Here is a 15,173-nt window from a genome sequence, read left to right as displayed (position 1 = left end):
ACGCCGCTCCACGACTGTCAAACCCTGGAAGCAACTAAAGCCGCCGTTATCAAGGCTTACCCGAATTTATCGAGTGGTTAGGATCCGGCTCTTCACCAGGGTCATCTCCCTCTCCGATCGGGCCACTCGCCGGGGGAGAAGGAGAAGGAGAAGGCGGAACCGTGACAGTTGCAGTAGCAGTAGGAGCAGGCGGCGGCTCCGAAACAATGTTGAGTTCGATCACAGTACCAACCGGGACCTTCTCGCCCTTCTGGTAACTCTGTGACAACACTGTTCCTGGCTTCCCGTTACCCCGCACAGGAGTGAACACTCGGCCAAGCCCAGCTTCCTTCAACTTGCGAATCGCGTCTTCCCTGCTCAAACCAACTAAATTCGGCACCGTTACCCGGCCAGTGGAGACATTCAGTGTGACCTTGGTGCCCTCTTTCACCGATGTTCCTGCTGGTGGGTCAGTAGAAACAACATTGCCCGCCGAAACATCCTTGCTATCGATAGGTTCGACAGCCTGGATTGCAAGACCACGATCTTCCAGCGTCTGACGTGCAGCAGCCTGCTCAAAATTACGCAAGTCCGGCACCTGTAAAGTCGCTGGCCCTGAAGACACCACATACGACACGGTGCTCCCAACCTGAACATGATTGCCTGCTGCCGGATTTTGAGAAAGTACAGTCCCGGCCTTAGCGGGATTACTTGTCGTCTCTTTCCCCGCAGCTAGCCCAAGTTCAGAAAGAGCCTGTTGTGCCTGGGCGTCTGTCTTTTGCACCAGATTGGGCACAGCGACAGTTTTCTCCGCAAACGTCAACAAACCTTGAGAAGCAAGGACCCCTAAGAAAGCAGAAACAACTACGAAAGTGGCTACCAGAGGGATTAACCAGCGTCGCTTGCGGCGAGCAGGCTCCTGTGGTTTAGCCGGTACCACATGATGAACATCAGTTGCTTCACCATTTTTGGCCGCGCCGAATACTGCTGTCGCTGAATCTGACCCATGAGTCTGAGGGGACTCACCCTTGAGGAAAGCCTTGATGTCATCATCGAACTCTTCAGCACTCTGATAACGATCTGCGGGGCTCTTCTCCAACGCGTGAAGAATCACATGATCCAGCGCTGCGGGGATCTCTTCATTGAAAACAGAAGGAGACTGAGGCGGCTCACCTACGTGCTGATAGGCGATAGACACCGGCGACTCACCAATAAACGGGGTGCGCCCAGTTACGAGTTCATAGAGCAAACAACCCGCCGAGTAGATGTCTGAACGCGCATCGATTTCACGGCCTTGGGCTTGCTCGGGCGAGAGGTACTGAGCAGTGCCAATGACCACGGAAGTGTTCGTCATTGTTGCTGCAGAGTCCGCAATGGCCCTAGCAATACCAAAATCCATGACCTTGGCAACGCCAGTGGGAGTAACCATCACGTTGCCAGGCTTGATATCGCGGTGAACGATGCCGTGACTATGGCTATACCCGAGTGCAGCGAGTACCTGAGTCAGCGTGTCACAGGCTTCTTTGAGCGAAAGGCAGCCTGCTTCAGCTAGACGTTCACGCAAAGTGATTCCGTGAACGTACTCCATGACAATGAACGGCTGAACAAGAGTTTGACCGTGCGTATCAGTGTGTTCATCTTCGCCTGAATCGAACACAGCCACGATCGACGGGTGGTTCAAGCTCGCAGCCGCTTGTGCTTCACGGCGGAAACGGTGAAGAAACGCAGGGTCGCGAGCAAGTTCAGAGCGAAGAATTTTGATTGCGACCTCGCGCCCAAGCCGTGTGTCGAATCCGGCGTGGACATCGGCCATGCCGCCTCGGCCTACGAGGCCACGGACCTCATAGCGATTGGCGAGTTTGCGGGTCTCGTCGGTCACTTGTCTTGGGCCATTCCTTCATCCAAAGGCGTTGCATCCTGCTGTGCCGATTGATCCTGCTGTGCCGAGTGCATGTGCGGGAAACCGTTGGCTCCACCACCGGGAGGAGCAGGGTCCTGCTTCCCACTGTTGTCAGGGTTTTTGTCCGAAGAGTCCGGCTCCTGGTCCGACGGGGGTTGCTTGTCACTAGGAGCTGGGTTCTGCGTTCGAGTGTGGCTGGGAGCTTGCGTCACCGTGACGGTAGCTGTGCTGCCAGGCTTACTGCTGCCACTGCCCTTACCGCGCGAAACGTTGAGTTTGACTTCAGAGCCCTTAGACACCGATCCGGTGGGATCAATGGAGACAACAGTTTCAGCAGATTGTGGCGCATCGATGTGGTTGATCTTCGGGACAAACCCACGTTCACGCAGTTTCGCGCTCGCCTCATCAGCAGTTAGACCGATGTAGTCACGTGCATCAATAGTGCTGGATTCGCCGCTACTGTCTGCCGTTGTGGAGCTCGGGCTTGATGTGGTTGGAGCTGTGGACGTGGGAGAGATCGTCTCGGGTGAATCAGGTGTTTTCGAGCCACCTCCGAGCAGGCCAGAAGCCATACCTCCGAAGATAAGCAACCCAATGACCGCGATAGCGATGAGGAACCATAGCCATGTTTTGTTGCGAGGTGCTTCCTCGACGTCGTCTTCGTAATAGGTAGGGACAGGGTGCGTCTGGGGTCGGGTGGTGATGCGCTGTCCAGAGCCAGGTTGCGTGATGCGTTGTGTTGCGAGCAATCCAGCTGCAGAGGGACCGCCAGTCAACATGCGGGCCAGATCACCGGCCGAAGCAGGACGATCCTCAGGTGCCTTGTTCAGACACGACATGATGACTGTCGAGAGGTCCTCAGGTACCCATCCAGGTAGTGGCGGGACAGGATCCTGGACATGCGCCATTGCTGTAGCGACTGGGCTGGTTTCTTCGAAAGGACGGTGCCCAGCGACCATCTCGTAGGCAACCACACCCAGCGAGTAGATATCGCTGGCAGGGCCTACTGGTTTACCAGTGGCCTGCTCAGGCGAGATGTACTGCGCAGTTCCCATCACTTCGCCGGTGCGAGTAATCGGAACCGCATCGATAGCACGAGAAATACCGAAGTCGGTGATCTTGGCGACGCCATCGTTACGGATGATGATGTTCGCGGTCTTGACATCGCGGTGAATCACGCCTGCATCGTGGGCTGCCTGCAGACCAAGCGCAGCCTGAGCAAGGATTGAAGAGGTGCGATCTGGGTCGATGCGTACTTCATCTTTGAGGATGTGCGCGAGGTTATTTCCCTCCACTAGCTCCATCACAAGCCAGTGAGCACCAGAGTCTTCGCCATAGTCGTAGACATTGGCGATATTGGGGTGACCAAGGGCTGCGGAGTTGCGAGCCTCCTCGCGGAACCGTTGAGCGAACCCGGGTTGGCCGGCAAGGGTGGGGCTGAGAAGTTTGATGGCGACGTCGCGTTCGAGCACTTTGTCACGGGCGCGCCACACTTCGCCCATGCCGCCTACTGCGATGCGATCGCCGAGTGTGTAGCGGTTGCCGAATTCTAGACCGGTCTCGTACCTCATCGGTTGATCACTGCCTCCATGATTTTTTTGGCGATCGGTGCCGAAACCTTGCCGCCGCCCCCTTCGCTTCCTGCTACTCCGCCGTCTTCGACCACGACGGCGACGGCGACCTGTGGGTCGTTTGCCGGCGCGAACGCCGTGAACCATGCGTGTGGTGGGCGCCCTTCTCCGTGTTCGGCGGTACCAGACTTTCCAGCGACCTTGACGCCGGAAATCTGTGCTTTGGTGCCAGTTCCGCCTTCCACGACGCCTTCCATCATTTGGGTGAGTTTTTTAGCTGTTTCTTTGCTGACTGCTGTGCTGAGTTTTTGTGGACGTGTTTCCTCGATGACATCAAGGTCTGCGCCCATTGTTTTGCTGATGAGGTATGGCTTCATCAGTTCGCCGCCGTTAGCGATGCCTGCAGTGACCATAGCTATTTGCATGGGAGTCGCGCGGACATCGAATTGGCCGATAGCAATTTGGATGTTCTGTGCTGTATCGCTGTTCTTAGGGATGGTGCTTGGGGTAACTGACATGGGAATTTTGAGTTGTTCACCGAACCCGAATTTTGCTGCCTGGCTGCGGATAGCGTCACCGCCGAGTTGCTGTCCGAGGTAACCGAAAGCTGTGTTGCAGGACATTTGTACAGCGCGTGCGAGAGTGACTGTGCCGTTGTCGCATGCGCCACCTCCGGCGTTGGGAAGGCTTGTGCTGCTGCCTGGCAGGGGGAGTCGTTCAGGTCCGGGTAGTTGGGTTTGGGTTCCGTATTTTTGTGATTCGAGAGCTGCGGCGGCTGTGATGAGTTTGAAAGTGGATCCGGGTGGATAGAGGTTACCGCCGATAGCTCGGTTGATGGTGGGGTTGCTCTTAGCTTTGGAGAACCGTTCCCAGGCACTGGTCACTTTGCTGCGATCGTGACCTGCCAAGGAGTTGGGGTCGAATGTGGGGTGGCTGACCATGGCTAAGACGGCGCCAGTTTTAGGATCGAGCGCGACTGCGGCGCCGCGACGTTCGCCGAGTGCTGCTTCGGCTGCCTTCTGTGCAGCTGGGTTGATGGTCAGTTCCAGGGTTGCTCCGCTGGGGTTTTGGCCAGTGATGAGATCGCCGAGGCGTCGGTAGATGAGTGAGCTTGCTTGACCGCTGAGGAGATCGTGAGCTGCTTTCTCCAGGCCAGCGCCTGCTCCATAGACGAGTGAGTAGTAGCCAGTGACGTGGGCGTATAGGTCACCTTTGGGGTAGACGCGCTGGTATCGGTATTGGTCATCCACGGGTCGGGACGAGGCAATTTCATTGCCGCCAACGAGGATTGATCCGCGCGCGGTGGCATAAGAGGCCAGAAGAGTGCGGGTGTTATTCGGTTTGTCTCGCAGTTCTTGTGCTTGGAAAAACTGAATGATCGTGGTGGAGATCAGTAAGGCCGCGAACATTGTTGCGGCGAGGATCGCGACGCGACGGATGGGGTTGTTCATGCTTGCACCTCCGTAGTGGTCGTGGGGGTGCTTGTTTCGGGTGTTGGGCGAGGTTCAGGGATGGGACGGCGTGCGTGGTCGCTGATACGCAGCAGCAAGGCAACGATGGCCCAGTTCGCCAAGAGGGATGATCCTCCTTGCGATAAGAAGGGTGAGGTCAGGCCGGTAAGGGGGATGACACGGGTGACGCCTCCGACGACGACGAAAATTTGCATGGTCATGGAGAAGGCGAGTCCTGCAGAGAGAAGTTTTCCGAATCCGTCCCGGGTTCCTAGGGCGGTGCGTAGCCCTCGCTCCACGAGGAGGATGTAGAGGGTGAGAATGCCGAAGATACCGATGAGGCCGAGTTCTTCGGCGAAGCTGGGAATGATGAAGTCGGATTCGGCGAAGTAGGTCAGATCTGGGCGACCGCGACCGAATCCAGTGCCAAGCAGGCCTCCTGCGCCCATTCCCATGAGACCGCGTACGAGTTGGTCAGATTGGTTGAGGGCTTCCTTGGACCAGGGGTCAAGCCAGAACAAAACGCGTTGTTGTACGTGCGTGAAGAGGGTGTAAGCAACGATTGCTCCGGCGCTGAACATCGTCAACCCGATGACAATCCAGCTGGTTCGTTCAGTGGCGATGTAGAGCATTGCTACGAACAGCCCGAAGAACAGCAGTGATGAGCCCAAGTCGCGTTGGCCGACCAGCACCAAGAGGCTGGCCATCCATGCCATGAGGATGGGGCCGAAAACACGAGCGTGGGGAAAAGTGATGCCGAGGAATTTTCGTCCGGTGAGGGAAAGCGCGTCGCGGGTTTGGACTAGGTAGGCGGCGAAGAAAATTGTGAGAACGATTTTGGCGATTTCGCCGGGTTGAAAAGATGCAGGTCCGATGTGAATCCAGATGCGGGCACCGTTGATGTTTTGCCCGAGGAAGGGCGTCAGCGGCAGAAGCAGGAAGATGATGCCCAAAGCCATCATGCTGAAGGTGTAGCGGCGGAGAACGCGGTGATCTTTGAGGATGAGGACGATCGCGATGGCGATGGCCATTGCGACACCGGTCCACATGATTTGGCGGGGTGCGCCGGCGGTGGCGGCGTCACGGTGGTGAGCAACGTCGAGGCGGTGAATCATGACGATTCCCAGCCCGTTCAGGAGCGTGACGATGGGCAGGATGAGGGGGTCAGCGTAGGAGGCGCGCCAGCGAAGAACACCGTGGAAGCCCAGGCTGAAAGCTAGGAGCCAACCGCCTTGGGTGAAGAGGTCCACGGGGACTTTGCCGACAGTGGACAGGCCGACGTTGAGGTAGGCCAGAAGGACCAGCCCTACGGAGGCGAGAATGAGCAGAAGTTCGAGGTTGCGGCGTGTTCGTGGCCGGAATGAAGAGATGGTGCTCATGGTCGTACCTCCTTTGCGGGCGGTTTAGTGTGTCGGCTGGTGTGGGGGACTGGTTGTGCGGTGCGTGGAGTACGCAGTGGAGGTTCGGCTGTGGGTGGTGATGCGGGGATCACGGTGGGTGCAGCGGAGCCTGATGGTGATGAGGTGGTGCTGGTGGGGCTGGGCTGTGAAGTTGGAGGTGCGGGGGTTGCATCGACTCCACAGGGGGCTCCTGCAGCCATGCGGGTCAGACACTGTGCTTGTTGCACGCGCAGAACTTGGATTTGGTTCTCGATGTCGGCGTCGTCAGCTGCGGGGATGGCTGCGGCGAGCCTGCTGCGGTAGTAGTCGGGCAAGTTCTCGATTTTGATGTCGCTGACGTCGCGTTCGACGTGGGATAGGGGAATCGCGCCGATGCTTTGGGGGATTCCGCGGTATACCCCGACGATGTCGCCAGCGATGCCGAGGTATCGCTGCTGTTGGGTCCAGGCGTAGGCGCCGACAAGTCCGAGGGTGACGGTGGCGAGGGTGAGCAGGGTGATGAGAATACCGCTGCGGCGGGTCCTCCGGTCAGTAGCGGAGGAGCCGTCATCAATCTCTTCGCCAGTGTCGGGTTCGGTACGTTTGCCCGTAGTTTGGGCCTGGAATGCAGCTGCTTTTTGGGCGGGGGAGAGGGCAGTGGTGGGGTCGGGGCGTTCGCCGTGTTCGGCGGCAGCGCCTACGACGATGGGGTGGTGGGGTGAGTCTGGTTTTTCGTCGGTGACGTCGGCGATGACGACGGTGACGTTGTCAGGAGCCCCTGCTTTGAGTGCGAGGTCAATAAGCTTTTTGAGGGTGTCAACCGGTGGCATACCGGCGGTGATGACTTCTTCGATAGTGCTGCGGCTGACGTAGTCGGACAGGCCGTCTGAGCAGATGACGTACCGGTCGCCCGGGCGTGCACGGCGTACTGACAGGTCGGGTTCGTCTTCGGGAGCACCGGTAAGTACACGGGTGACGAGGGAACGTTGGGGGTGATTCTCTGCGTCTTCGGGGCTGATGCGTCCTGCGTCGACGAGTGATTGTACGAAGGAGTGGTCGATGGTGATTTGGGTGAATTGCTCGTCGCGGACCATGAAGGCGCGGCTGTCACCGATGTGGACGAGAACAAGGTTATCTGCGCCGCAGCGCATAAGGCCGGTGAAGGTGGTTCCCATGCCGTTGAGTTCGTGGTGTTCCTCAACAGCGGTGTTGATGTCGTTGTTGGCTTCTGCGACGGTACGGGCCAGGAGTTCGAGGGCGTCATCGCAACCGTGGCTGTCTCCATCGAGACGGGCGATTCTGGAGATGACTAGCGAGCTGGCGACGTTGCCGCCGGCATGACCGCCCATGCCGTCGGCGATGGCGATGAGGTGGGGGCCTGCGTAGCCGGAGTCTTCGTTGCGGCTGCGGACGAGGCCGACGTCGGTGCGTGCCGCGTAATTCCACGCGATACTCATGCGTCAGCGCCTCAGTTCGAGAACGGTGGTGCCGATGCGGAGCTGGTTGTGCTCTCCAATTTTTTGGGGTTGGTCGATGGCGGCGCCGTCGACCAGGGTGCCGTTGGTGGAGTTGAGGTCTTCCACATACCAGTCGGATCCGTCGTAGTAGATGCGAGCGTGGCGGCCTGAGGCGTAGTCGTCGTCGAGGACCAGGGTGGCTTCGGGGTTACGGCCCAGGAGTACTCCTGATTCTTTGAGAGGCACGGTGACGCCGCGCAGTGGTCCATCGATGACGGCTAGGTGTGTGAATGCTCGGCGTCTGCCTCGGCCGCGGCTAGGGGTGCTTGCGGCTGGGCGGATGATGGAGTCGCCGTTACGTGTGCGGTGGACGATGCGAGTGCCGTAAAGGTCGGTGCGTAGTACACCAACGATGGCGAAGATAAAGAGCCATAGGCCGATGAGTAGGCCGAGGCGGACGACGGTCAGTGTGAATTCACCCAGTGGACTCACCTCCTCCGCGTGTGTAGGACGAAACTGATGCGACCAATGGTGATGCGGTCGCCATCAGACAGTCTTGCACTGGGGACACGCTCTCCGTTGAGGAAGGTGCCATTAGTGGACCCCAGGTCGCGTAGCCCGATGATGAGGTGGGGGCCGTCGTGAGTGACGCGGATCTCGCAGTGACGGCGGCTGATGCTGCTGTCTTCGAGAGAGATCTGGGCGTTAGTGTCACGGCCGATGATGGTGATGGGGCCTAGGAGCGGGTAAGCATCGCCATCAACGTCGATCCAAGGACGGCTGGATGGGTCGGGAAGGATGTCGGGAGGAAATGGTGCCGGGTCTTCCTCGATGATGGGGTTACGTGCGGTGCGCGCGTCGTCCTCGTCTGGCCCCCAGTAAGAGAGATCATCTTGGCGTTGTGCTTCACGTTCGTGGGGGGTGAGGTATGAGTCGTTGCGTCTTTGGTACATGCGGTTGACTTCGGCGGTGCCTTTGGCAGCGCTGTTGGCCGCGTGTGCTGCGTTAGTCGCGATGTCGTATGGACTGTCTGGGTCAGCGACGGCATCGGGGGGAAAGACTGGGTTGGGTGAGACACGGCTGCGGGGGGCATCGTGTGGGTAATGAGTTTCGATGACTTCGCCGGGGCCGCGGCCGCGACGACGTTCCGCTGGGGGAGGGCTGTCATATCCGCTGGTGGAGCGGACACGGAAGACGCCAGTTTCGAGGTCATCAAGGTCGATGAAAGATACGCGAATGGGCCCCGCGGGGTGGTAACGCTGGGTGTGGATGTGTTCTTCAGCGCTGGCGATGAGTTCCTCGGTGAGGAGGTCTTCGTAGGCAGTGAGGCGGTCGTAGTCGCTGATGGATAGTTCTACGACGAAGTTATTGGGGACGATGGCCCGGTCGGAGGAAACGATGGCGGCTTTGTCGTCCATGGCCTTACGCATGGCTGCGCCGATCTCGACGGGTTGCACTTCAGCTTTAAAAGCGCGTGCGAATGCTCCGTTGATGGTTGAGGCCAGTTTGGCCTCTATGCGGTCGAAGAGTCCCACCGTGCCTCCTCTCGCTGGTGCCGGATCACGTGGTTGATCCGGGGTGGCGGTTCCTTCCAGATTATCCGGAATGGCGTGGACTACTTGGGAACGTGATGTCTTTATTGCGTTGTTATCGGTGTGAGTATGCCTGTTGTATCTGGTGTATGAGGAGTTGATGTTGTTGACCTGCAGTTTTGTGGGTGTCTTGTGGGGTCAGTGATGGGCTGTTCGGATGAGGCGAACTCTGAATTTGTCGAATCTGTTGTGACGTGCCAGGATAAACCGCAGCGCGCGAGTGGCGGAATAGGCAGACGCGCACGGTTCAGGTCCGTGTGCCCGAAAGGGCGTGGGGGTTCAACTCCCCCCTCGCGCACCACAGATCATCTACAAAACCCCCGATCAGACCAAGTCTGATCGGGGGTTTTGTATTTGAGAAAAGTCACAGCGAAGGCACGATACCCATTCAGAAGATCAGTGTTTTCAAAGAACAGGTAACCATCGGGACATAGACAAAAACGCGCCTGAAATTTGCTGTGCTGCTCCTAAAAATCCGACAGAAATGTTCTCTCCCAGCAGACCAAAAATAAGCTGAACGCTTTCTCAGCAGAGATGAAAAATCTCTTCCTTTTTTGGGTACACAAACCCTCACTTACGCGACGAGTAACACCCTGCAAGTAACCCATCCTGCGAAAACACCAACCAAACACTGCCCACCGTTACCCCCCAATACACATCAAAAACTCGCCACGACACGACGCCCACCGGCACCTGCCCAACGGAGCCCTCAGCCACTACTCCGATAAGGTCCCAGCACAGCAGAGAGCACACCGGCTCTCTTCCGAAAGCATGGGAAGACCGCATGATTCACCTGGATAACGTCGTCAAGACCTATCCCCGCGGAACAACAGCCGTCAACGGGCTCTCACTAGAAGCGCCCACCGGAAAAGTCACCGTCCTGGTCGGCCCCTCCGGATGCGGCAAAACCACCACCCTGCGAATGATCAACCGCATGGTCGAACCCACCAGCGGAACCATCACCATCAACGGCCGCGACACCGCAGAAATGAACCCCGACCAGCTACGCCGCGGCATCGGCTATGTCATCCAAGCCGGCGGACTATTCCCCCACCGCACCGTCCTGGACAACATCGCCACCGTCCCCATCCTGCTAGGAACCCCCAAGAAAAAAGTCCGCGACCGCGCCCGCGAACTGCTCAACCTCGTCGGCCTCGACCCCGAACACGCCCACCGCTACCCACGCCAACTCTCCGGCGGGCAACAACAACGCGTCGGCGTCGCCCGTGCCCTAGCCGCAGACCCACCACTCATCCTCATGGATGAACCCTTCAGCGCCGTGGACCCCGTCGTACGCACCCAACTCCAAGACGACCTACGCCGACTCCAACACGAACTCGGCACCACCATCGTCCTCGTCACCCACGACATCGACGAAGCAATCCGCCTTGGCGACCACATCGCAGTCCTGCGCGTCGGGGGATCCCTCGCCCAAACCGGCACACCTACCGAACTACTCACCAACCCCGCCGACGACTTCGTCGCCGACTTCATCGGAACCGACCGCGGCTACCGCTGCCTAGCCTTCACCGCCACCCCAAACCTGCCTCTCATCCACGAAACAACCGTCCGCCTCGGAGACACTCCCACCCACATCACCACCACCGCAGCCGGCCAACACTGGATCCTCGCCCTCGATAACAACAACAAACCACTCGGCTGGGTCGACACAACCACCATCACCCAACCACTGGCCAGCCACCACCTCCACCGCGGCGGCACCCTAGCCACCACCAACTCCTCCCTACGCCGAACCCTCGACGCTGCCCTATCCTCACCCAGCGGACGCGGCGTACTCACCCACCCCGATGGCACATTCGCTGGCACTATTCACGCCAACCAACTACTGGATGCCATCGAAAACACGAGAAACCACCCCACCAGCCAGGAACGCCCATGAACTGGCTCTACGACAACTGGACCCACGTTCTCAACCTCACTACCCACCATGCCCTCCTAGCAGCAACCCCACTGCTCATAGGCCTCCTCCTAGCTATCCCCCTAGGACGAATCGCCCACCAATACCGTCACGCCTACCAACCCATCATCCTCGCCAGCTCACTGCTCTACACCATCCCCTCCCTGGCCATGTTTATCCTCATGCCACTCATCCTGGGCACAAAAATTCTCGACCCCATCAACGTCATCGTGGCCATGACCCTCTACACCCTGGCCCTCCTCGTACGCACCATCGCCGACGCCCTCAACGCCATCGACGACACCATCACCCAAGCAGCCACCGCCATGGGAATTGGGCCCCTGCGCCGCTTCCTCACCATCGAACTCCCCCTGGCCACCCCCATCATCAGCGCTGGCTTACGCGTGGCTGCCATCAGCAACGTCTCCATCGTCTCCGTTGCCGCCATCATCGGAGTCAACCAACTCGGCACCCTCTTCACCGACGGATTCGCTCGCACCTACCCAGCCCCCATCATCGCCGGCACCATCGCCTGCATACTCCTGGCACTTTTGTTCGACCTGACCATCGTTGTCCTCAGCTCCCTGGCCACCCCCTGGACCAGAAAAGACCCAACATGATCACCAAAATCTGGACATGGCTCACTGACCCCATGAACTGGACAGGCACCACCGGTATCCCCAACCGCCTGATCGAACACCTTCAATACTGCGCAATCAGCCTGCTGATCGCCTCTCTCATCGCGATACCTTTCGGCCTCTACATCGGCCACACCGGAAAAGGCCGCATCTGGGGCGTGCAGCTCGCCAACGGCATGAGATCAGTCCCTACCCTCGGACTGCTCTTCGTTACCGTCCTGCTCATCAGCCCACACCTGAACAGCAACTGGGCCTTTCTCGGCCCCAGCATCGCTGTACTCGTCCTTCTCGCCATCCCACCCATCCTCACCGGAACCTACACAGGCATCAGCTCGCTGGACCCCGCCACCCGCGATGCAGCACGCGGCATGGGGATGACCCCCATGCATATTCTTTGGCGCGTCGAACTGCCCAACGCCCTTCCTCTCCTGTTCAGCGGACTACGATCAGCCGCACTGCAAGTCATCGCCACGGCCACAATCGCAGCCACCGTCAGCGTGGGCGGACTCGGGCGATTCCTCATCGACGGGCAAGCCTTCCGTGACTTCGCCATGATGAGCGGCGGGGCCATTCTCGTAGCTGGTTTGGCCCTTGCAGTCGATCTTTCTCTCATTGCCGTAGAACGGCTTGTCGTCTCCCCAGGCATTCGCACCCGAAACCGTCAAAAAACCTAAAGTCCATCCTCACTTCGCCTCGACCACTTCAGGAGTAGCCATGCACCGCAGCACCCGAATATGTGCCCTATCTGTTGTTGCAGTCTTCGCCCTCAGCGCCTGCGGAGCTAGCAACGACCCCCTCGACTCCACTCATAGCAACACCTCTGGAACTGGCCAGATCGTTGTCGGATCAGCAAACTTCCCCGAAAACCAACTCCTCGCAGAGATTTATGCAGGAGCCCTCAGCAAAGCTGGCCTTAACGTCACCACTCGACTTAACATCGGTGGCCGCGAGGTCTACATGGGAGCACTCAAAGATGGCTCCGTCAGCGTAATTCCCGAGTACACCGGCAACCTCGCTAAATACCTCAACAAAGACGCAGAAATCTCTACACCCAAAGAAGCCATCGACTCCCTCAAAAAATCCCTACCAGAGGGTTTGGTGGCCCTGGAACCTTCACAAGCCGAAAATAAAGACGCCGTCGTCGTTACTAAAGAAACCGCCAATATTCATCACCTCACATCCATCGAAGACCTTGCCCCCCTATCCGGTGACATGATCCTCGGCGGCCCTCCAGAATGGTCTCAACGACCCGACGGCCTACAAGGACTGACCAAGCAATATGGCCTCAACTTCAAAGAATTCAAACCCCTGGACTCCGCCGGAGCATTGACCGTCACCGCCCTCAAAAACGGTCAAGTAGACGCAGCTAACCTATTCACCACCGATCCCCAAATCATCGCCAACAACTTCGTTGTGCTCAAAGACCCCAAAAACCTCTTCGGAGCACAACAAATCACCCCACTCGTACGCGCCGACATCGCAAAAAACGAGAAAGCAACCCAGGGACTCAACAAAGTCAGCGCTGCTCTGAGCACCGAAGACCTCACCAAAGAGGTCGCCAAAGTAGTCATCGACAAACGCAACGCTAGCGATGTGGCCAAAGAGTGGCTTAGCGCTCACGGTTTCTAACCCGACAGTTTCTGAAGGGAGTCCTCACCTCATGTCTGAGATCAGCGTCACCGATAACCCCAGCGAAACACGCTACGAAGCTCGTCACGGCGGCACTTTGGCTGGCATCGCCACCTACATAACCGACAACAACATCATCACCTTCACCCACGTCATCGTCTTGCCCGAATTCGAAGGCAAAGGCATAGGGACCGCCCTCGTCGAGGGAGCCCTGGAAGACGTCAAAATCGGCCAAACCTACCGGGTTGTACCGGAATGCTCATTCATGCGTAAGCACATTCAACGCAACAGCGGACGCTACGACGACATCCTTGCCAACCAGTAGAACTCCCACAGGGGAGGGGTTACATAAGCGGGGCAAATGGAGCCACTACGATCTCCGCGAACCTCGCTAACCGGTGACGCTGTTGCCACTCTTCCCGGGTCAGTGCGTGAGCGTTGCCTGCATCTGCGTGGAAAATTTTCTCCATAGATGCGGCTACCCCAGCATCAGTGATCTCTGTATTGACTTCGTAGTTGAAAGACAAAGACAGCCGGTCAATATTGGCAGTGCCGATCGTGGACCACTTTCCGTCCACCGTCATCGTCTTCGCGTGAATCATGGCGTCCTCGTACAGCAGCACCGTCACCCCTGCATCAAGTAGCCTTCGCCAATACCCCCGCGACACAAAGTCAGCCAAAATGTGATTCGAATCCTTAGGGATCAAAATACGTACGTCGACCCCACGCTGGCTGGCCTGAATAAGTGCATCCAGAACCTGCTGGTCTGGGATAAAATAAGCAGTGGTTAAGAAAATATGATCATCGGCCTTATCGATAGCCGACAAATACATTGATCGAATCGGGTAAGTCCGTCGAGCAGGAATATTATCTACCGATCGAATTTTTGAATCCCAAGCCTCATTTGAGTCAATGCGGGACATCGCCTCTCGGCCCCGTCCGCGTGCTGCCAACCTATTCCACACCACGCGGAAAGAATGCTGCAGCTCCCATGTTTCCGGTCCCGTTAGCTTCACATGGGTGTCTCGCCACTGGGTCGCATACAGAGATCCTAAGTTGTAGCCCCCCACGTAGGCGCACTCATGATCAACAATGAGCATTTTCCGATGCGTTAATCCGGAGAAGTCAATCGGGTTAAAAATAAACTGAGGGCGAAAAATCGGAAGGCGGAATACCTGCACAGAAGGATCGAACTTGTAAAAGAACGGATTGACTACCAGATTTCCCATTCCGTCAAAAATTACTTTGACTTCAACTCCTCGCCGAGCTGCGTCATTTAATGCATCACGGAAGCGAGTGCCTACCTCATCGCTCTTCCATAGGTAAGTTTCAAGCAAAACGGAATGCTTTGCTTTCTCAATATCGGAAATCATCTCTTCGTATAGATCAGCACCATATGTGAAGATCTGAACACTATTTTCACCCACACGGTTTTCAAAAGTTCCCGGCCGAGTGAACTGGACGCGTTTACGCCGCCCGCGCTTCTTATATGCATCAAAAGCAATCAGGCCCGCGACCGTCCCCGCCTGAATTGCCAAGCTCGTCACTGCAGCAACCTTCACTGCGTGCCCCATCAGCAAACTCGGAGAACGCCGTATACCGATCTTCGACATGCTCACACCATAAAACGCGTTCTCGCATTGAGCAGCTCGAAACGCT

At 57.7% G+C, this 15,173-nt stretch carries 13 protein-coding genes and 1 tRNA gene; 6 read left to right on the top strand and 8 right to left on the bottom strand.

What is annotated here, in order from left to right; genetic code table 11:
* Positions 1 to 49: 49 nt before the first annotated feature.
* Genes pknB through CKV89_RS12010 form a run of 7 tightly spaced genes read right to left on the bottom strand, consistent with a single transcriptional unit; the run spans position 50 to position 9,272 of the window.
* Entirely contained in the window at positions 50 to 1,858 is a 1,809-nt protein-coding gene (gene pknB, locus CKV89_RS02040; RefSeq protein WP_028327223.1) for a Stk1 family PASTA domain-containing Ser/Thr kinase, read from the bottom strand.
* Entirely contained in the window at positions 1,855 to 3,450 is a 1,596-nt protein-coding gene (locus tag CKV89_RS02035) for a protein kinase domain-containing protein (protein WP_051277529.1), read from the bottom strand. The genes pknB and CKV89_RS02035 overlap by 4 nt, the downstream gene beginning before the upstream one ends.
* Complete coding sequence (locus CKV89_RS02030) at positions 3,447 to 4,901, bottom strand: peptidoglycan D,D-transpeptidase FtsI family protein (protein WP_028327224.1); 1,455 nt, start codon at positions 4,899 to 4,901, stop codon at positions 3,447 to 3,449. Before CKV89_RS02030 ends, CKV89_RS02035 begins: the two co-directional genes overlap by 4 nt.
* A complete protein-coding gene (locus CKV89_RS02025) occupies positions 4,898 to 6,280 on the bottom strand; it encodes an FtsW/RodA/SpoVE family cell cycle protein (protein ID WP_028327225.1) in 1,383 nt (460 codons plus the stop codon). The genes CKV89_RS02030 and CKV89_RS02025 overlap by 4 nt, the downstream gene beginning before the upstream one ends.
* Positions 6,277 to 7,737, bottom strand: a complete 1,461-nt coding sequence (locus CKV89_RS02020; protein WP_028327226.1) for a PP2C family protein-serine/threonine phosphatase — start codon at positions 7,735 to 7,737, stop codon at positions 6,277 to 6,279. Before CKV89_RS02020 ends, CKV89_RS02025 begins: the two co-directional genes overlap by 4 nt.
* A 3-nt stretch (positions 7,738 to 7,740) precedes the next feature.
* Positions 7,741 to 8,229, bottom strand: a complete 489-nt coding sequence (locus CKV89_RS02015) for an FHA domain-containing protein FhaB/FipA (RefSeq protein WP_306747161.1) — start codon at positions 8,227 to 8,229, stop codon at positions 7,741 to 7,743.
* Positions 8,226 to 9,272: an FhaA domain-containing protein gene (locus tag CKV89_RS12010; protein ID WP_028327228.1), complete on the bottom strand. Its 1,047-nt coding sequence runs from the start codon at positions 9,270 to 9,272 to the stop codon at positions 8,226 to 8,228. Before CKV89_RS12010 ends, CKV89_RS02015 begins: the two co-directional genes overlap by 4 nt.
* Positions 9,273 to 9,543: 271 nt before the next feature.
* On the opposite strand from CKV89_RS12010, the gene CKV89_RS02005 reads away from it, so the two are divergent.
* The 6 genes from CKV89_RS02005 to CKV89_RS01980 all read left to right on the top strand — a co-directional run bounded on the left by CKV89_RS02005 (position 9,544) and on the right by CKV89_RS01980 (position 13,839).
* Positions 9,544 to 9,630 (top strand) — tRNA-Leu (locus tag CKV89_RS02005).
* 483 nt (positions 9,631 to 10,113) lie between these two features.
* Positions 10,114 to 11,229 carry an ABC transporter ATP-binding protein gene (locus CKV89_RS02000; protein ID WP_028327229.1) on the top strand — a complete coding sequence of 372 codons (1,116 nt, stop codon included), beginning with the start codon at positions 10,114 to 10,116 and terminating at the stop codon, positions 11,227 to 11,229.
* Entirely contained in the window at positions 11,226 to 11,867 is a 642-nt protein-coding gene (locus tag CKV89_RS01995) for an ABC transporter permease (protein ID WP_028327230.1), read from the top strand. The genes CKV89_RS02000 and CKV89_RS01995 overlap by 4 nt, the downstream gene beginning before the upstream one ends.
* A complete protein-coding gene (locus CKV89_RS01990; protein ID WP_034401171.1) occupies positions 11,864 to 12,559 on the top strand; it encodes an ABC transporter permease in 696 nt (231 codons plus the stop codon). The genes CKV89_RS01995 and CKV89_RS01990 overlap by 4 nt, the downstream gene beginning before the upstream one ends.
* 40 nt (positions 12,560 to 12,599) lie before the next feature.
* Positions 12,600 to 13,514 (top strand): ABC transporter substrate-binding protein, encoded by a 915-nt coding sequence (locus CKV89_RS01985; RefSeq protein WP_028327231.1) that lies wholly within the window; start codon positions 12,600 to 12,602, stop codon positions 13,512 to 13,514.
* 31 nt (positions 13,515 to 13,545) lie between these two features.
* Positions 13,546 to 13,839: a GNAT family N-acetyltransferase gene (locus CKV89_RS01980; RefSeq protein WP_028327232.1), complete on the top strand. Its 294-nt coding sequence runs from the start codon at positions 13,546 to 13,548 to the stop codon at positions 13,837 to 13,839.
* A 19-nt stretch (positions 13,840 to 13,858) separates the two neighbouring features.
* On the opposite strand, the gene CKV89_RS01975 is transcribed toward CKV89_RS01980, so the two are convergent.
* Positions 13,859 to 15,127 carry a phospholipase D-like domain-containing protein gene (locus CKV89_RS01975; RefSeq protein ID WP_084441038.1) on the bottom strand — a complete coding sequence of 423 codons (1,269 nt, stop codon included), beginning with the start codon at positions 15,125 to 15,127 and terminating at the stop codon, positions 13,859 to 13,861.
* Positions 15,128 to 15,173 lie beyond the last annotated feature (46 nt).

This window comes from Dermatophilus congolensis, assembly GCF_900187045.1.
Taxonomy (GTDB): Bacteria; Actinomycetota; Actinomycetes; order Actinomycetales; family Dermatophilaceae; genus Dermatophilus; species Dermatophilus congolensis.
Note: the sequence above shows the minus strand (reverse complement) of the source record. Positions and strands in the feature narration are given on the sequence as shown.

Bases quoted from the DNA above. Each gene is read 5' to 3' on its own strand.
- CKV89_RS02025 (WP_028327225.1), bottom strand. From the start codon at position 6,280: ATGAGCACCATCTCTTCATTCCGGCCACGAACACGCCGCAACCTCGAA.
- CKV89_RS01975 (WP_084441038.1), bottom strand. From the start codon at position 15,127: ATGTCGAAGATCGGTATACGGCGTTCTCCGAGTTTGCTGATGGGGCAC.
- CKV89_RS02000 (WP_028327229.1), top strand. From the start codon at position 10,114: ATGATTCACCTGGATAACGTCGTCAAGACCTATCCCCGCGGAACAACA.
- CKV89_RS02020 (WP_028327226.1), bottom strand. From the start codon at position 7,737: ATGAGTATCGCGTGGAATTACGCGGCACGCACCGACGTCGGCCTCGTC.
- CKV89_RS01985 (WP_028327231.1), top strand. From the start codon at position 12,600: ATGCACCGCAGCACCCGAATATGTGCCCTATCTGTTGTTGCAGTCTTC.
- CKV89_RS01990 (WP_034401171.1), top strand. From the start codon at position 11,864: ATGATCACCAAAATCTGGACATGGCTCACTGACCCCATGAACTGGACA.
- CKV89_RS01980 (WP_028327232.1), top strand. From the start codon at position 13,546: ATGTCTGAGATCAGCGTCACCGATAACCCCAGCGAAACACGCTACGAA.
- CKV89_RS01995 (WP_028327230.1), top strand. From the start codon at position 11,226: ATGAACTGGCTCTACGACAACTGGACCCACGTTCTCAACCTCACTACC.
- CKV89_RS02035 (WP_051277529.1), bottom strand. From the start codon at position 3,450: ATGAGGTACGAGACCGGTCTAGAATTCGGCAACCGCTACACACTCGGC.
- CKV89_RS02030 (WP_028327224.1), bottom strand. From the start codon at position 4,901: ATGAACAACCCCATCCGTCGCGTCGCGATCCTCGCCGCAACAATGTTC.